17 protein-coding genes are annotated in these 21,294 nt (G+C 46.7%); 13 read left to right on the plus strand and 4 right to left on the minus strand.

The window, feature by feature from the left end; translation table 11 throughout:
* Window positions 1–252 precede the first annotated feature (252 nt).
* From P5G61_RS11750 to P5G61_RS11760, 3 genes are read left to right on the plus strand one after another with little or no spacing between them, the layout of a single operon-like run.
* The gene (locus P5G61_RS11750) at window positions 253–705 is read left to right on the plus strand and encodes a flavodoxin (protein WP_079349348.1); all 453 of its coding nucleotides are present in this window, start codon (window positions 253–255) and stop codon (window positions 703–705) included.
* Window positions 706–711: 6 nt separating this feature from the next.
* Window positions 712–1,515: a hypothetical protein gene (locus P5G61_RS11755; RefSeq protein ID WP_301246574.1), complete on the plus strand. Its 804-nt coding sequence runs from the start codon at window positions 712–714 to the stop codon at window positions 1,513–1,515.
* Between the two features lie 52 nt (window positions 1,516–1,567).
* Window positions 1,568–2,134 carry a nitroreductase family protein gene (locus P5G61_RS11760; RefSeq protein ID WP_301246576.1) on the plus strand — a complete coding sequence of 189 codons (567 nt, stop codon included), beginning with the start codon at window positions 1,568–1,570 and terminating at the stop codon, window positions 2,132–2,134.
* A 22-nt stretch (window positions 2,135–2,156) separates the two neighbouring features.
* On the opposite strand, the gene P5G61_RS11765 is transcribed toward P5G61_RS11760, so the two are convergent.
* Both P5G61_RS11765 and P5G61_RS11770 read right to left on the minus strand, forming a co-directional pair.
* The gene (locus tag P5G61_RS11765) at window positions 2,157–3,614 is read right to left on the minus strand and encodes a 4-hydroxyphenylacetate 3-hydroxylase family protein (protein WP_301246577.1); all 1,458 of its coding nucleotides are present in this window, start codon (window positions 3,612–3,614) and stop codon (window positions 2,157–2,159) included.
* A gap of 205 nt (window positions 3,615–3,819) precedes the next feature.
* The gene (locus tag P5G61_RS11770) at window positions 3,820–3,972 is read right to left on the minus strand and encodes a DUF1540 domain-containing protein (protein WP_072733378.1); all 153 of its coding nucleotides are present in this window, start codon (window positions 3,970–3,972) and stop codon (window positions 3,820–3,822) included.
* A 365-nt stretch (window positions 3,973–4,337) separates the two neighbouring features.
* Here P5G61_RS11770 and P5G61_RS11775 point away from each other — a divergent pair, with 365 nt between their 5' ends.
* Complete coding sequence (locus P5G61_RS11775; RefSeq protein WP_301246579.1) at window positions 4,338–5,150, plus strand: AAA family ATPase; 813 nt, start codon at window positions 4,338–4,340, stop codon at window positions 5,148–5,150.
* 161 nt (window positions 5,151–5,311) lie between these two features.
* Here the strand turns inward: P5G61_RS11775 and P5G61_RS11780 are convergent, their stop codons facing one another.
* Together P5G61_RS11780 and P5G61_RS11785 are read right to left on the minus strand one after the other, a co-directional pair.
* Complete coding sequence (locus P5G61_RS11780; RefSeq protein WP_301246581.1) at window positions 5,312–6,775, minus strand: sensor histidine kinase; 1,464 nt, start codon at window positions 6,773–6,775, stop codon at window positions 5,312–5,314.
* Window positions 6,760–7,446 carry a response regulator transcription factor gene (locus P5G61_RS11785; RefSeq protein WP_301246582.1) on the minus strand — a complete coding sequence of 229 codons (687 nt, stop codon included), beginning with the start codon at window positions 7,444–7,446 and terminating at the stop codon, window positions 6,760–6,762. Before P5G61_RS11785 ends, P5G61_RS11780 begins: the two co-directional genes overlap by 16 nt.
* Before the next feature lie 190 nt (window positions 7,447–7,636).
* Between P5G61_RS11785 and P5G61_RS11790 the strand changes: the two genes are divergently transcribed.
* The 9 genes from P5G61_RS11790 (at window position 7,637) to P5G61_RS11830 (ending at window position 21,188) form a co-directional block, all read left to right on the plus strand.
* A complete protein-coding gene (locus tag P5G61_RS11790) occupies window positions 7,637–8,356 on the plus strand; it encodes a YceI family protein (RefSeq protein WP_301246583.1) in 720 nt (239 codons plus the stop codon).
* A 245-nt stretch (window positions 8,357–8,601) separates the two neighbouring features.
* Window positions 8,602–12,972, plus strand: coding sequence for a glycosyl hydrolase 53 family protein (locus P5G61_RS11795; RefSeq protein WP_301246584.1), 4,371 nt, complete (start codon window positions 8,602–8,604; stop codon window positions 12,970–12,972).
* Window positions 12,973–13,131: 159 nt separating this feature from the next.
* The gene (locus P5G61_RS11800) at window positions 13,132–14,148 is read left to right on the plus strand and encodes an iron-hydroxamate ABC transporter substrate-binding protein (protein WP_435874142.1); all 1,017 of its coding nucleotides are present in this window, start codon (window positions 13,132–13,134) and stop codon (window positions 14,146–14,148) included.
* Between the two features lie 242 nt (window positions 14,149–14,390).
* Window positions 14,391–15,431, plus strand: coding sequence for an SPFH domain-containing protein (locus P5G61_RS11805; RefSeq protein ID WP_301246586.1), 1,041 nt, complete (start codon window positions 14,391–14,393; stop codon window positions 15,429–15,431).
* A complete protein-coding gene (locus tag P5G61_RS11810) occupies window positions 15,428–16,531 on the plus strand; it encodes a diacylglycerol kinase catalytic domain-containing protein (protein ID WP_301246587.1) in 1,104 nt (367 codons plus the stop codon). Before P5G61_RS11805 ends, P5G61_RS11810 begins: the two co-directional genes overlap by 4 nt.
* Before the next feature lie 80 nt (window positions 16,532–16,611).
* Complete coding sequence (locus P5G61_RS11815) at window positions 16,612–17,325, plus strand: response regulator transcription factor (RefSeq protein WP_301246588.1); 714 nt, start codon at window positions 16,612–16,614, stop codon at window positions 17,323–17,325.
* On the plus strand, window positions 17,322–18,311 hold the full coding sequence (locus P5G61_RS11820; protein WP_301246590.1) for a sensor histidine kinase: 990 nt from the start codon (window positions 17,322–17,324) through the stop codon (window positions 18,309–18,311). The genes P5G61_RS11815 and P5G61_RS11820 overlap by 4 nt, the downstream gene beginning before the upstream one ends.
* Window positions 18,312–18,493: 182 nt before the next feature.
* Window positions 18,494–19,264 carry an ABC transporter ATP-binding protein gene (locus P5G61_RS11825; RefSeq protein WP_024630553.1) on the plus strand — a complete coding sequence of 257 codons (771 nt, stop codon included), beginning with the start codon at window positions 18,494–18,496 and terminating at the stop codon, window positions 19,262–19,264.
* Entirely contained in the window at window positions 19,239–21,188 is a 1,950-nt protein-coding gene (locus tag P5G61_RS11830; RefSeq protein WP_301246592.1) for an ABC transporter permease, read from the plus strand. The genes P5G61_RS11825 and P5G61_RS11830 overlap by 26 nt, the downstream gene beginning before the upstream one ends.
* Window positions 21,189–21,294: the final 106 nt, after the last annotated feature.

Here is a 21,294-nt window from a genome sequence, read left to right on the forward strand (position 1 = left end):
TCATAAGTGGAATATAATAAAACTGTTCTTAAAATGTTTTCTTATAAAAAGTTGATCAAAAACGCTTGGCCAAACGAAGTCAAAGTGTTTTTCATGGTGTTGAATAGGGTTCATCGCCATATACTGAAATGGATTGCGAGTGAAAATTTAATTTGACAATGATAATCATTATCACATATGATTTTGATACATTCAAATGTTACTTCTTCAGGGACAGTATGACATGATTAATAAAAAGTGAGGGAAAAATAGATGGCTAAATTGTTAGTGGCTTATGCAAGTATGACTGGAAATACGGAAGAGATTGCGGAACTGATTGTAGAAGGAATTAAACAAGGTGGGCATGAAGTGGATCTCAAGTCCGTCACGGATTGCAATGCATCTGATGTGCTTGATTATGATGGGTTTCTCATTGGAGTATACACGTGGGGAGACGGTGAACTGCCGGATGAATTCCTCGATTTTTACGAAGAGCTGGATGAACTTGATCTGAGTGGCAAACGAGCTGCGGTGTTCGGAAGCGGAGATACTTCTTATGAGCAGTACTGCGGTGCCGTTGATCTGGCGGCTGCGAAGCTGGTGGAACGTGGGGCGGAGGTATCTCCAGAGATGCTAAAGATTGAATACAGTCCGATGGAGCAGGAGAAGGATACGTGCCGTGATTTCGGTAAACGGTTTGCTGCTGCCGGATTACAGGTGTCCTAATAACTCATGTTAAGACATATTGTTCAGGCAGCTTTGCAGTCGGGAATGTCAGACACCCCGGTACGGCTGCTTGAAGATTACAGATTGGAAGAGATGCTGCGCAGTCCGCATCGGTTCATCCGCCCGGAACCGGAGGCTCAGCAGCGCTCTCCGCTGCAATGGAGACATCGTGTACAATATGCTGTCAGCCATGCAGTCAATGCTTTTTACAGTTTGGATCCGGAAGTGCGCAAAGAGGTGCCTGTACAGTATTTGCTCGAAAAGTGGTGGCCCAGAAAGGCAACCGGTTTCGAATCGGTACTTCATTATTGGGATGTAAAAAACAAAATTACGGATGAATTATCCCTCGCCATTGCCATGAACGATGATCTGAGGCATCCAACCATTTTGTTTGAACAATGGCGAACAGAGCTTCCTTCCTTGTCGATGCATCTGTCCATGATCTTTCAGGCAGCTTGGCAGCCAGAGGGCTGGGATTCACTGCTCATTCAAAAATTTATGGTTGTCCATGATCCAAACGTCGTTGAGGCATTCCAGCACATGGTGAGCGCGTTCTGTTGGGAAGCCTTTGGCAAGCTGCCAGGCATGATCGAAATCTATTGTTTACTCGAAGGCCGCAAGATTCGATACATCCCCGGACGTCAATCGCTTGTCCGTTCGATGGATTATATTCGATTGATTCGGGATAGTATTCCGAACGCAGAGAAGTTGGAATCTGACCAATTTACGGTTCGAGACAAAGTCAGAGTACATGAAGAGGTTGATCGCTGGAGAAGTGAGACTGAACCGAAAAAAAACTGGTTGATGTGAAGAAGGACAAGGGATGTTGTGATATAGGGTGCAGTTCAAGGAGGGATGAGCCATGTCTACCGGTTTGAGACAAGATGCAGCAAGCGGCAAGAAACGTACAGGAACTTGTGAATTCAGCCCGTTGCCCGTGCCACAGTCGGTTATAAGACAGCTGCTGGATGAAGCAGATCCATCTTTATATGTGATGAGTTCAGAGCCTTGGCGGTTTATGTTGTTCGCCAGTGAAGGACGTCAACTGTATCTGGAGGCTGTCAGACAGAGTTATCCACCACATTTGGCAGACCGTTACGGGGACTGGGCTACATATCAATATACCGAAGCTATCCCGGCACATCTGGTTGTCGTCGCCCCTTCAAGTGAGAGGGAAGACCATTTAATGCCTGCAAAAGCCTGGAGCAAACGTTTTTGCATCCTGGCAGCGGAGCAAGGCTTGAATGCTGTCTGGAAGATCAATGACTATCAACAGCATCCTGTGTTTATGAATTTGATGGGTTTAACGAGTGAGGAAAAGGTATTGGGAGTATTCCACATCGGTTACGGAGACCAGTCTGCACTTCAGGATACTGATGCAGGCAGACCAGCCTCTGAACTGATGACGGTCTACGACCATCTGGTTTGAATGAGGGAATCATCCCTCATTCCTATTTGCCGGTCTTGGCAATAAAATTACGAACGAGCTGACGATACGATTGATCAGCAGAGCATGCTGAATACATCCGGTTCGACACGGTGATCGTGTTGCCAAAAAAGAATCGTTCGAACTGCGTCTGTCTGCCTCCAAATGATCCTGCTCCAAGCTCCCAGATCAGGCGGAACAGTGCGGTGCGTTCCTGTGATACCATGTCGGTTCCTCTTAAGTAGATATCCAGGTGCGGCGCGATATCAGAGCGGAATTCTTCTTCCTGAGGCACCATAATTACGCCGCTGGAACCTAAGAGCTGCAGGATTTCAATCATCTCGGGATACAGCTTGGGGAACAAAAGGTTTGCTGCCATTAATGGTTTGGGGGCAGGTACAATAAATCCCCGTCCATCTGTTATAGCACCGGCTTCTGCTGCCAGAGCCAGTGCTTTTAACGTTTCAAGTCCGGCGAGTACTCTGGCTGTTTTCTCTATCACATGAGTTTCGGTTGCCTGGTCAAGCGTATCCACGAGTAACTGAATGGTACCTAGAACAAATTCCGTTTTGGCAATATATCGGCATATGACCTGATGTCCCGCGTGAATGTGAAAATTGCTGCCGCTAAAGAGCCGACCGGACATTTCTTCATTACCAGCGAAAAATATTCGCTCATGAGGAACAAGCACATGATCAAAAATGACGATGTTGTCCATCTCTTCATATCTGGAACTGAGTGGATAGTTGAAATTGGATTCGGCTGCGTAGGTATCCCGACAGATGAGACTGATGCCGGGCAGGTCATTCGGTACAGCAAAGGCAAATGAGAACGGATTTTCATCGTCGAACGGTGCTGGTGAAGGGGAAGGATACACCAGTATTTCGTCTGACGTGGCGGCCTGAGTCGCCATCATGAATGCACCATTGATGATCAGACCTTCTTCAGTGCGATCCACCACTTTTGCGGCAATGGAATCTTCGGTCGCATCCAACTGTCCCGAAATTTTACTGGCATGAGGCTGAATGAAAGCATGGGAGAGGGTAATGTCATTATCCCGGCAGTAGGCATAGTAGTTTTTCAAATTTTCGGCGTATTGTGGTGATACTTCTTCAAGAATAGCTGCTCCGGTATAAAAGGCCATGATCGCTGTGTTCATATAGTCGGGTGATCGTCCCAGAAACCCATGATGTGTTCCTGACCATATGCTCATTGCTTCTCGACGTCTGCGCAGATCCTCCACGCTGGTTGGTGGCAAAAAGGATATGCCTACGGGTTTTCCATCAGCTGGGGACGCATAAGTCATCGTGTCGATAAAATTTGGATCGGACTGAAGATCATACAGTTTGGCTTGTGTATCCATCAAACCTGCAAACGCAAAATGTTCAGAACGTTTTCCGGTAACAAGCTCCCCTTTGTACCAGCAGGGGACAGTCTGGGCATCGATACGTTCAATATACTGTTTGCCACTTTTTACGGGCATCGTTACTCACCTCTATGATCTATTCGTTCATGGGCAGTTTGACTGCTCTCGTAGTGTACGTCAATAGTCAGTCCAATGTGCATGAAGAGAGGGGAGTTCAGATTTTGCAGAAAAGAGCTTGATAATAATTATCATTCTTGTTACAATAGCAAAAGAAAAAGGAACCGCGAAGGCTCCTTTAACTTGTACAATTTGAAATTTCTTCTTATTTTACTTCAAATGTTTTGCAATCCGTTTCAGCGGATTCGCTTACTTTTTTGGAACTGTGACTCACGATGTAGATTGAAGAAGCATTGCATTTGTTTTCTTGAGCCCAGTGACGACAGGAATTAACCTCACATAATACGTCTTTTGCCATGATTGTTAACCTCACTTCGATTGAATTACATTCGTTGGTATAAAGAACTTCCGGAAATGACAAGTTGCCGCTTGTAAATCTGGAAAAATTTTGTGCTCTCTCACGTAAATAGAGGGCTTTTTTGCGTTATACACAACGATGCATATTTAGAATAGCAAATTTTTCTGCTGTAAGCAACAAATTGGACGACCTTGCCAAAACAATGATGGACGAGCCATGATAACTTTGCAAATTGGTCGCCATATGTTATGATTTAATAGTAAAAATTACGATTAAAATAAGTGTTAAATTAGGAATGAGAATGAATTGATGGGGTTTAATTTGGGATGACCCCCTGAGACATAGAAGAAGGAGAACGATCAACGATGAGCAAAACTAACCATATAAACCGGATTCCACGTGCAAAGGGCATCGATATGGCCGCCTTTTATTCACCGAAAGAGTGCGGACGAAAGGCAAAGCATATTGTATTCTCCGCAGATAATGAACGAGTGGTTGAAGAGTTTATTACCATTCTCGGTATGAAAGAGCAGTTTGCAGAGCACGATGTACCGATGCCGAACAAAATGGTAATGTTTGGTCCTCCGGGTACAGGCAAAACATTAACTGCCTTTCATCTTGCACACCGACTTCAGCTTCCGCTGGTCCTTGTAAGGCTCGATGCCATTATTCACAGCCACCTTGGGGAAACGGGAAGCAATGTTCGTAAATTGTTTGAATATGCACGGGTTAACCCCTGTGTGCTGTTCCTTGATGAATTTGATGCCGTTGGGCGTACACGTGAAAGCAATGATGAGGTTAAAGAGATGGCTCGTGTTGTTAATACACTGCTGCAATGCCTGGACGAATTCGAAGGAGATAGCATTCTTGTTGCCGCGACCAACCTGGAGACACAGCTAGATCAGGCGATATGGCGGCGATTTGATACTAAAATGACCTACGGAATGCCGGATGAGTCGAGCCGTAGATTATATATCAGCAAGCTGATGGGGCAGTTTGAACAGGAGAGCCGAATGGAAGATTACACGTGTGAACGCCTCACAGGATGCAGTTATGCCGATGTAGAGCAGATTGTCTTAAAAGCAAAACGGAAAGCGATTATTGCGAGTAGCCCATTGCATGAGCAACTCATTGATGACGCATATGCAGAATATATGCCGCGTGTACTGACCACATAGTATGCTAATATGAAGATCAGTTACTGTCGTCACATATCAAATAGCCCGGTTCCCATGAAGGAATGCCGGGCTATTTGATATTTCAGCGTGTTACATTAGCTATCTGCCTTTGGTTCTTTGGCATCTGAAGAAAGCTCGCTTATGACCTGTGTATCGTGGTGCTACGCATTTGCCGCTGCGCGGTAAAGTGGTTCTATCTCTGGTTTTTCCGGACCCGACCAACGTGGCAAGGCTAAGGTGAACAGACTGCCCTCGGGACTGCTGGAAATCAGGGTTAAATCCCCTCCCTGGGCTCGAGCAAGCAGGCGGCTATAGGTCAGTCCCAAACCTAGGCCGCGGGTACGGCGTTTTTTAATCTCGCCACGATAGAAACGTTCGAAGATCTTAGGTTGATCTTCTTTGGAGATACCCGTACCGTTATCCTGTACATCAACAAACAGCTTGTCCGCCTCCGCACGCAAACGGATATGAAAGACAGCAGCTTGGTCGGAAGCTGCGGCTTGGAGCCCGTTATTGAGCAGGTTGACCATGATCTGCTGAATCCGAAGTGCATCACCGATGGTATAGAGCGTACCCGGAGGTGTATGCAATTCGATCTCGGGAGATTTGTCCTCATAAGCGATTTTCCACTGATAAATAATCTCACCCACCAGCAAATTCAGATCTATACGTTCCCGACGAACAGCAACACTTCCAGCGCTCATCGCATTGTAATCAAGCAGGTCAGCGACCATGCGTTCCATCCGTTCGGATTCTTTGAGTGCAATGTCCAGAAATTCCTTCGCTTCCTCGGGACTTACGATATCATCCCGAACAGCCATTACAAGTCCTTTAATGGACGTTACCGGCGTTTTTAATTCATGGGTTACCCCAGCAAGCGACAGGGCACGCCATTCCTCCAACTGCTGCAAACGAATGGACATCTCGCGAAAAGATTCAACGAGTTCATTCATCTCCCGTTCTCGTGTGTTCAGATCCAAATTGACTTCATAATTTCCATTTCGGATCTGCTCTGCGGCATGAGCGACCTGTCGAATAGGCCTGGAAAGCTTGCGGGACAGGAGGTAGATCGTAAACCAACCACACAGGATTAATGCAACGAACAGGATGCACACCACCAGCATCGTTTCAGGATTGTATGCAATGGACTTTTTGGATTGCATGACCCACACTTTACCGAGCGTTTGATCGTCATCCGTGACGTTAACCGTCACCCCAGCAAATTTTTTGTTTCGGGGTTCACCCATGTCGTCTGACAATCGGTTATACACATCCTGCTGCGTCATTTTCGGTTTGGAATAAATTAATTGGTTATTATTGTCCAGCACCATAATACAAAAGTAATTGTCCGTATTGAAAAGTTGGGTACGCTTGTCCACCAGCCTGTCGAGGTCCGGAGGGACATGAATTTTATTCTCGGCTCCAGCTACCTTCTCGGCGATTTCCAGTCCCAGCAGTTGGGCCGTTTTGAGGCCTTTCTCAATGGAGGTCGTTCGGATCCAGTAGAGTGCCCCTGCAACAATAATGGTGAAACCGATGCATAGGATTAAAAAATATCGAAGCGTCCAGTAGGACAGAATAGATGTTTTACGTTTTGGTGTATTTCCTTTTAGTTGGCGATCCAAAATTGATACCCCATTCCCCGTAAAGTCCGAATTTCTCCTGTTTCCGGCAACCAGTGGGATAGTGCCTGACGCAGCCGTTTGATCGACAGGTCCACAGCCCGGTCACTTCCGTCATAGTCCATGCCCCATACCTGCTCAATGAGATGATCCCGTGTAAATGTACGGTTAGGATATTCTGACAGAAACAGGAGCAGTGACAAATCTCGTGGTGTCAGGGCAACCTCTGCTCCGTTCAAAAGCACCTGTTTGGCAGCCAGATCAATAACCAGATTGCCAAAATAACGTTTGCCTTCACCACGAGCTGTCCAGTGTGGATTGCGGCGAAGTACAGCATTGACGCGGGCTACGACCTCCTCAGGCACAAAGGGTTTGCTCATATAATCGTCAGCACCGGCATTCAGACCGTTCAGACGGTCCTGAATATCATCCAGTGCGGTTAGCATGATGACGGGACAAGCACTTTTTTCACGAATCATTCGCAGCAGATCCCAACCGTCCATTCCAGGCAGCATCACATCCAGCAAGACCAGGGAAGGAACATCCGAATCAAATAGAGTTAGAGCAGTCGGCCCATCCGCTGCATGACGAACGTCGAATCCCGCTTTTCGAAGATAGGCAGCCAGCACTCGGGCAATCGCCTGCTCGTCTTCGACGATGAGTATGGATTTCAAGAAGGTGTCTCCTTTCACTTCAGAAGCTTGTGTACTGATTTTACATGAGCGGAAGCACAATGCCAATGAGGCAATTATTTTCAGAAAAAATGCGCTGTACGTCATTTCTTGACGTCATCCTGACACATTGGGCTGTTAAGATGCTGATACATAACCAACTTATACAGTTACCCATTGGAGGAGAATAGAGATGAACAAAAAGACAAAAACATGGATGATCTCAGGTGCGGCAGCAATCGTCATTCTTGGGGGTGGAGGTTATTATGTCGCGAACAGTTACCTGGGCAACAACGTCGAGATTGAGCAGGTGCTTCCTGCCAGCACCGCGGCGTCCACAACGGAAGCAGGATCGGACAGTGGCACAAGCGTATCCAACGAAACAGCCGCAGCAGAGCAATTAAATGGAGACTGGAGCATCAGCGAAGGTTCGAAAGTATATTTCTCGGTAACGACATCCCGGGAGACGGTTAATTTTGCGGACGAGCAGGTCAGCGGTAACCTAACCCTTAATGTAGACGATGCTTCCCAGATGAAAGCAGATGGACAGATAGAGATGAGTGCCATTGATTCAGGTAATAGCCAGCGGGATGGACATGTGAAAGAAGCTGATTTCTTCGATGTTTCCACCTATCCACAAGCTACATTTACCGCTACCTCATTTGAAGGTGTACCAACGGAATGGCCGGCAGGCCAGACAGTGGATTTTAAAATGAACGGAACCCTTACGGTAAAAGGGATTGAGAAAGAGGCTACATTTGATGTAAAAGCCGCTTATGAAAATGACCAGGTGCTGTTGTCCGCCACAACGATGGTTACCTTTGAAGATTTTGGTATGGAAAATCCACATTCGGTAGTTCTTTCTACTGAAAATGACATTCAGGTACAACTGGAACTGAAGCTCAGCAAATAAGCATTTGAACATACAAGACCCGAATCTGTTCCAATCCGCCGGTGTGGTGGAGGGGACAGATTTTTTATGTTAAGAATGGGAATCGATCCGCGTTGAGCAAGGAATTACCAATCAATCCGTTAAAATAACTGCTGTTTCCTTGGGATAATACCGTGTCCTCGTTTGTTGTAAAGCGCTTACAATGATAATGATTTACCACATTCATTGTTTAAGTTGAACCAAACACGATAAGGGGGAGATTAAGCGTGCACAAAAGATACATAAGCGGCTGTCTCGTATTACTGCTGTTGTTCTGTGATCTGGGTCTGTTGGCTCGACCAGCGGCAGCAGCGAAAGTAAACGTTGCACTGGGCAAGACGGTAATAGTCAACTCGGAGGATCTGCAGTGGGGAGGCAATAAAGAGAACGCAGTGGATGGCAAAGACAATACGAAATGGAGTGCGGACACTCCTACTTCAGTGGATCAACCGCACTGGTTGATGGTCGATTTGGGAGCTTCATACCATCTTTCCGGCGCGGAAATAACGTGGAAGGATGCAAACGAGGTGGTGAAGTTTTTGGTTGAAGTTTCGGAGGATGGAAATACCTGGACTTCGGTAGCGGATCAAACGACTAACGAAACGCCCCAGAGTGTAGCCAACCCGGATTTTCAGGCTGACGCAGTTCAGTATGTAAAGGTCACGATTCCTTATTATGCGGGTCCTAACTACTGGCCTGGCATTTCCGAGCTGCAAATCTGGGGCGAGAAAGAGGTACGTGACCCGGCTGATATCACAAGTTACGATGCAGTCAACGTATCTACCGTAAGCCGGAGCGCGCCTGTTTTGCCTACTGAAGTCACGGCACATTACCAGAACGGTAAATCGGGCCTTGTCCCTGTTGAATGGGAGGGAATTGACCCATCACAGTATGCTTCAGCAGTTAACTTCACTGTAACAGGAGCCGTCTACGGAGCATCGGTTCAACCGGTAGCTACCGTTACGGTGGAAGGCTATCGCAGTGATTTTGTCAGAGGGGTGGATATTTCCACGTTAACCGCCATTGAGGATAATGGAGGTTATTATCTGGACAGTAATGGCGCAGAACGCGATCTGCTCGATATTCTCAAAGACCGTGGCGTGAACTATGTGCGGCTTCGTCTGTGGAATGACCCACAAAAATCAAACGGATACAACGACAAGGACGATGTAATTCGTCTGGCTCAGCGGGTAAAAGAGAAAGGCATGAAGATCCTGCTGGATTTCCATTATTCCGATGAGTGGGCACATCCTGGTCAACAGCTTCGTCCGAAAGCTTGGGAAAACCTCTCATTCGATGAATTGAAGACGGCGGTGTATGAATACACGCGTGAAGTGGTAGGTGAAATGAAGGATGCGGGCGCCATGCCCGACATGGTACAGATCGGTAACGAAATCAACAGCGGTGTGTTAAACGGATTGAATAGTACAGTCAATTTTGATGAAAACGTGGCCTTGCTCAAGAGCGGAGTAGAGGGTGTACGGGCGGTTACTGGTGGTGATCAGGTCAAAATCATGATCCATCTGGCAGAAGGCGGTAAAGCCGATACATTTGACTGGTATTTCGGCGAATTGCAGGAACAGGGATTACAGTACGATATCATCGGGCTGTCGTATTATCCTTTCTGGCACGGAACATTCGCAGATGTCCGCAAAACGATGAATGAAGTCTCCGCGAAATATGGAAAAGAAGTCATTATTGCCGAGACGTCATATCCATTCTCGTATAAAAACGGGGACGCGCACGGCAATATTATCGGTAACCCGGAAACGCTGAATGTGGGAGGTGCTACCTTCCCGGCAACCGTACAGGGACAATATGATGCGATTGCAGGCATCATGGACATGATTTCTCAAGTTCCGAATCAGAAGGGAGCCGGTTTCTTCTATTGGGAGCCTGCATGGATTGCGGCCAATGTAGGCTGGATCGCTTCAGAGGGAGATGCATGGGAGAATCATGCCATGTTCGATTATGACGAATACCCGGCGAATGGCGGTTACTCGTATGAAGGTCGTGCTCTGCCATCGCTGGATGTGTATAAACGTGGACTCGACATTCTGCCTGCAGATCGGAAAGAGCTGTCGGCAGCCATTACACGTGCACAGTCACTTGAATCCAGCGATTTCACACCTGAAAGCTGGCCTTCATTAGCTCCTGCCATTACAGCAGCAGAGAATATTTACAAGCTGGCTTATACATCAGGTGGTGTGACACAACAGGATACGGATGCTGCGGCGACCAATCTTCATACGGTTATGCAGCAGCTCGACGTTATACCTGCGAACCGGAACGCTCTTGAGGCGATCATTGGCGAAGCCAAAACATACAAGGAAACAGACTGGTCTGCTGCGACATGGGCTGTATTGACCAAGGCTCTTGCTCGGGCAGAACAGGTGATGGCAGATCCAAGATCTACCCAGACCGAGGTGAATACATCAGTAAAACAAGTGGAAGCAGCAATTCATGGTTTATCCAATGTGGACAAAACAGAGCTGACACAGTTCATCGGTGAAACACAACAACTGACCGAATCGTCCTATACACAGCGAAGCTGGGCAAACCTGAAAGCGGCATTGCTATCGGCAATCACGGTGAGAGACAAGCAGGATGCCAATCAGACCGAGGTGCAGGAGGCTTTGACTACACTTCAAAAAGCAAATAACAACCTTGTTCTGCTGGAAGCATTAACAACAGGCAAAACAGCTACTGCATCAAGCAGTGCAGGTACAGGTGGTGGAGAAGCCAACTCGCCTGGGGGTGCAATCGATAGCAATCCGAATACGTCATGGGGAACGGATCAAAGTGTGGGTAGCTGGTGGCAAGTGGATCTGGGAGCGACAGCCGTGATTCGCAAGCTGGAAATGTCCATGTGGAGTGGAGGCATTAAATACAAGATCGAAGTATCCAACGACAATGAGAACTTTGTCAAAGTCGTAGATACGACAAGTGATGTAGTTGTATCGACCAATCCAAGACATATTCTGCCTGCAGGCACGGAGGCGCGTTATATTCGTCTTACTATAACAGCAGGTTCTGAGTGGGTAGGCTTTATGGATTTTGAAGCGTACGGGGTGTTCCTGGCGGACAAATCTGCCCTGGAGACTACAGTGAATTCCGCTGCGAAGCTGCGTCAAAGTGAATATACAGCTGCAAGCTGGAATATGTTTGCACAGGCATTGTCGTTGGCCCGCGTGCTCATTAATGATGCAGAAGCCAGTGCACAGGAAATTAGTGGCGCGGATACCGCATTGAAAGAAGCAGTTAGCCAGCTTGTACGGCAAGAGTCGACAACAGAGCCGAATCAGCCCTCACAGCCGAGCCAACCATCGCAGCCTTCCACGCCTGGATCATCGCAGAATCAGAATCCTGGCAATTCTTCTGTAACGCCATCTGTTGAAACGGGCAATCCAGGAGAAAGTGGTTCCATTACTTTCAAAGGTACAAGTACGGGAGCGGGCACCTATGTGATTCAACCTGATATGAAGCAGTTGTCTCAAATGATCCAAGGAATGGCAGCAGGGAGCAAAAAGCTAATCTTGATTGCAGATGTTCCCAAGGATTCCAAAGCTGTAACCTTCCAGCTCAATGCCAATCTAATTCAAGAATGGGCACGTACTGAGGCATTACAGTCGCTGGAGCTGACGATGAAACAGACTTCTGTTCGCATCCCAATAAGTTCACTGAAGGATACCCGTAGCGAAGATGGGGCTACAATGGATGTCATTCTGGCAGAAGAATCCACCGCTAATCTGTCTGAAGCACAAAAAGCAATCGTTGGCAGCCATTCCGTAGTCAGTGTGGATCTGCTGTTAAACGGGCAGCCGTTGCAGTGGACAGATCGATCCATTGAAATGGCGATGTCGAATGTGCAACATTCAAATGCAGAGGACGTTGTGCTGGTTATCCAATCCCTTTTGCCAAATGGTGAAATGAAACCAGTAACTTTTACCCAATATGATGAAACGACCAACAGTCTGGCTTTCAAGCCGCTTCAATCAGGCCGTTTTGTGATTACTGAAGTACAGGTGCCTTTAAATGATCTGCAATCCTACTCCTGGGCCATAAAAGAGGTGCAGAATTTGTATGGCAAAGGAATCATTTCAGGCATGACAGATACCAAATTCAGTCCGCAAGCAGAACTGACACGAGCACAATTTTTGCAAATGATTATTAAGGGCATTGGCGAATCACGCATGCCGGATACATCTACTTCATCTCCAATGGATGTGAAGAGTAATCAGTGGTATTCGGATTCCGTACGCCTTGGTCTTGAGATGGGAATTGTACAAGGCAGAGCGGACGGATCGTTTGGAGCGAATGAACGTATTTCGCGTGAGGACATGGCAGTGATGTTAAACCGTGCTATACAGGTCATGAAGCAGGACGCCAGTGCAGTCGTTGATTCGTCGTCCAGCAGTGCAGGATTTAATGACGACGCAGCTATCGCTGCATATGCAAAACAAGCTGTTGCAGCGATGCAGGAGCAAGGCGTGCTTAAAGGTATGGCAGATGGTACATTTGCGCCTAAACAGCATGCGAACCGTGCACAGGGTGCAGTCGCTGTAGCCAGAATGATGGAACAGATCTATTCATTCTAGTGCGCACATGATATAGGGATCGGGTCTTTCTGGCTCGGTCTCTATGTTTATGTATACCATTAAAATGGTAGACAGTTCTTAGCCTATTCTGCTATGATTCGAATGATAATGATTACCATTATCATAATAAGCGTTGAATTATAGGAGGCCGTCATGTTTATTTTTAAATCCAAATCGATTCTGTACATTTGCACGTTATTCATTGTATTTACGCTTGTTCTTGCGGGCTGCGGAAATACCGGTACAACCAGTAATGAAACGGGGAGCGAATCAGGGCAGACGACTGAGAACCAGGAATCCGCTGGAGCCGATACAGCTCAGAACGAATCAACGGAAAGTGAAACACGTGATTATGAGACGGATAAAGGGACGGTTACCATTCCTGCACATCCGAAGCGCATCGTGACCGACTACTACGGAGGCGAAATTCTGTCTGTAGGCGGTAACCTGATTGGTGTGGAGCCAAGTGCCTTTGATAATCCGTTCATTAAGGATAAGCTCAAAGACACCACAGATGTGGGTTATCCGGTGAACGTGGAAAAGACGCTGGAATTACAGCCTGACTTGATCGTCGTGATGTACGATGATAACTACGAGGAACTGTCCAAAATTGCACCAACCGTGCATATCCCTTACGGCACAGCAACAGATATTTACCAAACAGTCGAGCTGTTTGGTGATTTGATTGGTCAACCGGAGCAGGCGGAGGCGTTTATTGCCGATTATGAGAAAAAGGCGGCAGAAGGACGCGAGAAGCTAAAAGGCATTGTGGACGAAAATACAACCGTTGGGTTATACGAGTTGACGGACAAAGGGGATCTATGGATCTTTGGCGACAACGCAGGCCGGGGTGGACAAGTCGTATATAATGCTTTGAAGCTGAAAATGCCGAGCAAGGTGAGCAAAGACAACCAGACCGTGCAGCTTTCGCTGGAAGTTCTGCCCGAATACGCTACCGATTACATGTTCATGACGGTGTATGATCCTGAGAAAAAAGGTGAAGCGCTGAAGGAATTCAAACAGTCCAAAGTATGGAACGGTCTGGATGCCGTGAAGAATCACCGATTCTTCGAGAATGATTTTGACACATTTTATCGATATGATCCGATCGCCATTACAGCCCAGATTGATTTGTTTGTTGATCTGATCACGAAGAGCGCTGAACAAAATAAATAAATAACTAACAAGTTGCTTAGTTGCTTACTTCTATTATTAAGCTAACCACTTATCCCATTATGAGTTATCATTACTGACTATATTTAGTGAAAATCGACCTACCTTAAGGCTCCTGCCGGAAGGAGGTCTTTTTTGATGTCAAAAGCAAAAAAAAAGGTTAATGTCATATTGACAATATCAGATCTGTTTGTTATCATTTTGATAATATCATAATGATAATATTGAGAAATGGGGAATGAGCCATGTTTGGATTCCGATTCGTGAAGTTTCAACCCAGTGAATATGTAATGAAAGTAAAGAATGGTCAGGTGCAGCTGCAAGGTGTGGGTTTATCCTTTTACTACTATGAGCCGACAACGTCGGTTGTGGTGTTGCCTGTATCTTCTGTGGATGTACCCTTTATGTTCGAAGAGATTACGGCGGATTATCAGACGGTTACGGTTCAGGGTCAGCTGAGCTATCGTATTGTTGATTATATGAAAATCACCCAAAGCTTGAATTACACGTACAATTTACGCAAGAACAGGTATATCTCCGACGATCCTGGCAAGTTGGATCAACGTGTGATTACGACTGCCAAGGTGCTGACCAAAAAACATCTGGAGCAAATGCCTCTGAAGGAAGCCATTCAATCGAGTGAACGACTGGCCAGCAGCATGAAACGGGAAGTGGTACAAAGTGAGGAACTGGAGAAATTGGGCGTAGAGCTGATGAGTCTATCCATTCTCGCCATTTTACCTAATAAAGAGACCATGCGTGCACTGGAAGCACAAGCACGGGAGGAGATTTTGCGTCAGGCCGACGAAGCATTGTATGTACGTCGCAATGCATCCATTGAACAGGAGCGTAAAGTGAAGGAAAACGAACTGAACACGGAAATTGCCGTTGAGACGAAGAAACAGCAGATTCGTGAAACGCAATTGCATGCCGAACGTTCGGTGAAACAGAAACAAAATGAGATGGAGCAGGAACAGCTGCAATTTAATACGGCGATGGAGGAACGGAAGCAGCAGCTCATTGAATTGACGATCGCGAATCAGAATGCCGAAGCGGATGCCAAAGCCTATGAAATTGCTGCCGTGATGAATTCGTTACAGCATGTGGAACCTAGCGTGTTACAGGCGATGGCTAACATGGGTATGAACTCGGATAAACTGATCGCTCTTGCATTCCAGGAGCTAGCTGAGAATGCCGGGAAAATTGGCCAGCTTAACATCTCGCCGGATCTGCTGCAAGGATTGATGAATCCACCGACAAGAGAGCAGGGAGGTCGGGCACGATGAGACTTGGGAAGGCAAACCAGACTGAAGCTGCACACACTGCGGGAAGTGAACCTATGACCGAATACAAGCTGATTTTAGTCAAACGCAGAACAAGGCTGGAAGAATTAGTGGTTCGTTATAATACGGTTCAACAAGCCCAGTTCTATATTGAACGTCTGGGGGCGGACTTCAGTGATTACCTGGAGGAAGATAGACGTTATCATCATTCCGTGCATCAGGCCCAGCAGCAGCTCAGCCAACTGGGTCGGGTTCAGACCATTGATCGGGAACATGTGCCCAACTTTATTTTTGGAGCACAGGACATTGTGGTCGTCGTCGGACAGGACGGTCTGGTTGCCAATACGCTCAAGTATGTGACCGAGCAGCCGCTTATTGGTGTAAATCCTGATCCAATGCGTTGGGATGGGGTATTGCTGCCATTTACGGTGGAGGATCTGAGCTTCATTATTCCCGATGTTATTCGTAAACGTCGCTCTCTGAAAGAGGTGACTCTGGCCAAAGTGGAGTTGAATGATGGGCAGTATCTGTATGGTGTCAATGATCTGTTCATTGGCCGAAAGACGCATGTATCTGCTCGTTATGAAGTTCGTATCGGTTCATCGGTAGAACAACAATCTTCCAGCGGGGTGATTGTATCTACCGGAATGGGATCGACGGGCTGGTTCAAAAGTGTACTCGCAGGTGCTGCCGGGGTTGTGGGCTCGGAAGCGTGGCAGCACATCCAATCGGATGAAGCTTTCAGCACCGATAAAGACAGCAGGAGCTTTCATCCAGGCTCAAGGCCTAAAGGGAAAGATTATTCAGAAGAACGTAGCCCTGTGACTGCATCTGCACAGGGAAGCATGAGCGGCTTGAATCACTTCGGTTGGGATGCGCCTTATCTGTATTTTACAGTACGTGAGCCCTTCCCCAGCCGAACGACTGCGGCCAATTTGGTGTTTGGACAGATTCATCCGAAACAGCCTTTGCACATGGTCTCCCAGATGCCAGAGGATGGCGTTATTTTTAGTGACGGGGTAGAACAGGACTTTCTCGAATTTAATTCCGGGGTGGAAGCCACCATTGGTTTGGCGGAGAAGCGTGGACGGCTGGTCGTCTGACCTTTATTTCCAAACCGTTTCCGACTAGAATGGTAATCTAGATGTAGAAGATATGTCAGGGAACGGAAAGAGGATTGACGATGCAATCGATATTGTTGGTTGAAGATGATGCTAAGCTCGCAGGATTGTTGGCGGCATATTTGATTCGGAATGGTTTTCAAGTGCAGATCGTAACTGATTTCCGTCATGTACTGGATGAATTTGTACAGATCGGTCCGGATTTGGTGTTGATGGATGTAAATCTGCCTCAGTTTGACGGCTATTACTGGTGCAGACAGATCCGCTCGCATTCCATATGTCCCATTCTATTTATTTCGGCTCGTGATAGTGGCATGGATCAGGTTATGGCGCTGGAGCATGGGGCGGATGATTATATTACTAAACCTTTTCAATATGAAGTAGTTCTTGCTAAAGTTCGTAGTCACCTGCGTAGGGCGTACGGGATGTATGCAGCTGTACAACCAGAGATGAAAGTGAAAAACGGCTCTATGATACTGTACCCCGAAAGATATGTGTTGGAGTACGGGGGGCGTTCCATGGAGCTGACACAGAAGGAATCCGTGTTGGTCGAAGCACTGATGGCCAAAGCAGGGCGGGTAGTTAGCCGGGAACGTTTGCTCGAACTGATGTGGGAAGATCAGCATTTTATTGATGATAATACGTTGAATGTGTACATTACACGTGTTCGCCGTAAGCTGAAGGATCTGGGGGCAGAAGAGATTCTGGAAACGGTTCGCGGAGCGGGTTATCGGTTGCTTGATCTGGAGTCAGCTTCCCAGGAGGATCGACAATGAAACTGTTCTTAAGGGATCAGCTGCCCCTCATCGGATTTTATTTGCTGCAATTGCTGCTGGTCCCATGTGTATATTGGCTCTCAGGTGAAGAGCGGCCCATGAGGATCGTTCTTTATGGCATATTGCTCAGTACAGTGGTATTAATCGTATATCTGACCGTGCGTTATTTCCAGCTCCACCCATATTACCGTGTGCTCCAGTATCCACAACGGCTGGTACAGGAGCCTTTCCAATCGCTTGGAAGCGCTCCTGTGGCAGAAGCATTACAGGAATTGATGCATGAACTGGAGCGTAACCGTCAGAATGAAATCGGTCAATTGCGCAGTCACAATGAGCAGCAGGTTGTGTTTATGAACCGTTGGGTCCATCAAATGAAGACCCCATTATCGATCATACAGTTGACCCTGGAAGATGTGGAGGATACAACTGCTGGCAGCATTCAGGATGAACTGGATAAAATGCGCAAAGGGTTGGAAATGGTACTTCATTCTTCACGCCTGGAACAGTTCGAGGGGGATTTCCGTGTGGAACTTCTGTCTCTACCGGAGGTGGTTCGAAGCAGCATCGCTGAGAATCGTCGTCTGTTTATTCGCAGGGGAATTACGCCGGATTTCCAAATGGACAACAACCTTCAAGTCTATAGTGACTCCAAGTGGCTGCGGTTCATGTTTACCCAGATTTTGACCAATGCCGTCAACTACTCAGCCAGCAAAGCGGGTAAAAAAGTCATAATTACCGCCTATATGGAGGAAGAGCGAATCGTATTGGATATTCAGGATCAGGGGATCGGCATCTCAGCTGAAGATATTCATCGCGTGTTCAATCCTTACTTCACAGGAGAGCGGGGAAGACAGTATCATGAATCTACGGGTATGGGACTGTATCTGGTCCGTGAGATCAGTTCACGTCTGGGTAATCAGATTGAATTGTTCTCCAAACCGGACGAAGGAACATTAGTCAGATTCAGCTGGATGAATCGGAAATAGAGGCGCTTTGCCCATGGGCGAGGTGCTTTTTTTATGGATACGGAGTTTCTTCATAGAAGGGGAACATAACCTTAAACGCTGTGTAAGGAAAGTTTAAGGTAAATCGATAGCAGGGTTGTGGGAGGTCGTTTAGGATAAGGATATGAAAAAACACAGATCGTTCAGTTGGAGGGGAAACACCTATGGAAATGTTGCAAGTTTCGGCACTTAACAAAGTGTATCAGGGCAAAGTGCAGACTCAAGCCCTTAGTGATATTCATCTGACCATCAAGCAGGGTGAATTTGTAGGAATTATGGGACCATCGGGCAGTGGGAAAACGACTTTGCTCAATATGGTTTCGACCATTGATGAGCCAAGCTCAGGCAAAGTGCTAATTAATGGCATGAATCCGTTTGATATGAAAAAGAAAGAACTCGCCATGTTCCGACGTCGGGAACTCGGGTTTGTATTTCAGGATTTCAATCTGCTCGATACCTTGACCGTTGCTGAAAATATAGTACTGCCATTAACGCTGGACAAGGTCAAGCTGAAGGAGATGGAGAGCAGACTCCATCGGATTACGGCTCAGCTTGGAATCGATCACATTCTGGATAAACGTGTCTATGAAATCTCGGGTGGACAACGGCAGCGTACAGCCATTGCCAGAGCCATGATTAATATGCCATCGATTGTACTTGCCGATGAACCTACAGGTGCATTGGACTCCACGGCATCCCAAGCGGTCATGGAATCGCTTGAACAGATCAACCAAGAAGAGAAAACAACCATTATGCTGGTCACACATGATCCGCTTGCCGCAAGTTATTGCCATCGGATTGTATTTATCAAGGATGGCAAGCTCGCTGCCGAAGTGCATCGCGGAGATAACCGTCAGACGTTCTTCCAACGAATTATAGATACATTATCGTTCTGGGGAGGGAATTCGCATGAGCTTTCCTCAGTTCGCCTTTAACAACATTCGCCGAAACGGGCGAGCATACATTGCCTTTTTTCTAAGCAGTGTATTCATGGTCATGATCTTCTTCGCGTATGCCATGTTCATCTATCATCCGTATGTTGAGAGTTTACCGATTGGCAAAACCACGGCAGCGGGAATGCAGGTCGCTTCGGTCATCGTCTATGTGTTCGCGATCTTCTTCGTTATGTATTCCATTAGTGCATTTCTGAAATCACGGAATAAGGAATTCGGTATACTAACCATTTTGGGCGCGGAGCCGGGACAGATTCGAAGACTGGTCATTTTGGAGAATATGTTTATCGGATTTCTATCCATTATAGCCGGGATCGGCGGGGGCATGTTATTGTCCAAGCTGTTTCTGATGTTAACCACCCGATTTATCGGTATGGATGATTTGCCTTTCTATTTTCCTGTAAAAGCGATGTTGATAACGGTAGGTGCCTTTTTATTACTGTTCTTCTGCATTTCCCTGTTCACACTGTTCTTTATCGGGAATAAGCGGGCACTGGAGCTGTTAACCGGAACGAGCAAGCCCAAAAAAGAACCCAAAGCTTCTTGGGTGTTCTCTATTCTTGGGCTGGCTTTCCTGGCTACGGGATTCATTGCTCTATACAGCAGTTTGTCGAGTGAAAGCATTCTGATCGCTGCTGTGACAGGCATTGCGGGAACATATTTCTTCTACTCGCAGCTCTCCGTGCTCACCATACGGCTGTTGAAGCGTAATCGGAAACGGGTATGGCATGGGACACGCTTGCTGTGGATTTCGGAAATGAGTTACAAAATAAAAGATAACGCACGCATGCTGTTTATGGTAACGGTGGTCATTGCGATTGCTTCCATGAGTGCAGTTGTCATTTTGTCGCTGGATCAGCAGAATCGACAAGTATTTAAAGACAATCATTTCCCAATTCGTTATAACGTGTACAGCGCATCGGAAGAGCCGAACATGGCTCCTGTCAACGAGGTTCTTGATGCGGCCGGTCTTCCATACCAGGATGTTTATCTGGAATACTTTTGGACAAGTGCGGATAGCAATGGAATCAGTGTGATATCTTTGAGTGATTTCAACCAGTTCAACGCAATCCAGAACAAACCGACTTATACTCTTGCACCCCATACCGGCATATTCATCGATTCCCGTAATATGGAGAAGCCTCGTCAACAGGAACGGTTCCATGCCTATGCCAAGGGCGATCAGTTAACGTTGGGTACGAACTCAGAGCCTGCTAAAATCGATATTCGGTACACTGAAATTGAACCGGAATTCAACGGGCTTTTATATGCATCAGCCCTAGTTATTGTAAATGATGAAGAGTTTAATGCTCTTGCCGGACAAATGGACAAAGATGCAATTTCCGGTAAATACCTTTATCATATCCCTTCTTGGGGGGAAACCGTGCCCGATCGGCAATCATCTGAAGCAATGGTAAGCGATCGGCTGGAGGGCATGGATGAGATCATTAGAAATAGCTCTGATGATAAAGACTTTTCCGGCTTTTTCACGACGCGATATGCTGACTTTGAAGAATTCAGACAGACGACGGCGCTCTTTACCTTTCTGGGCATTTTCATCGGATTGATCTTCTCGATTTCCTCAGCCAGCTTTCTGTATTTCAGACTGCATACGGATCTTGAAGCAGATGGGAAAATGGTGCATTCTCTCTCGAAAATGGGTCTTAGCTTTCAAGAGATGAAACGATCATCGACGATCCAGATTGCGATTCTCTTTTTCTTCCCGATTCTGATCTCGATCATCGAAACCCTTGTTGTGGTTAAACCGTTCTTGAAGGAATTCGGTATTACCGAATATACGGTGCCTGTGTTAACCGTGTTTGGTGCGTTTCTAATCGCGCAGACCTTCTATTTCTTCATTATTCGTTCAAGATATATTTCTTCACTACGTAAAATGATGGTTTAGTGTTAGCGGTTTTTCGTTGTATTCCATTCACCTGGTGATGTACCCTGTTTTTGTTCTGTATGCTCCGGTTAATGGAGTGATAGATCATATATGAACATGAGAGGGG

This window comes from Paenibacillus vandeheii (assembly GCF_030433635.1).
In the GTDB taxonomy this organism is placed as follows: Bacteria; Bacillota; Bacilli; order Paenibacillales; family Paenibacillaceae; genus Paenibacillus; species Paenibacillus vandeheii.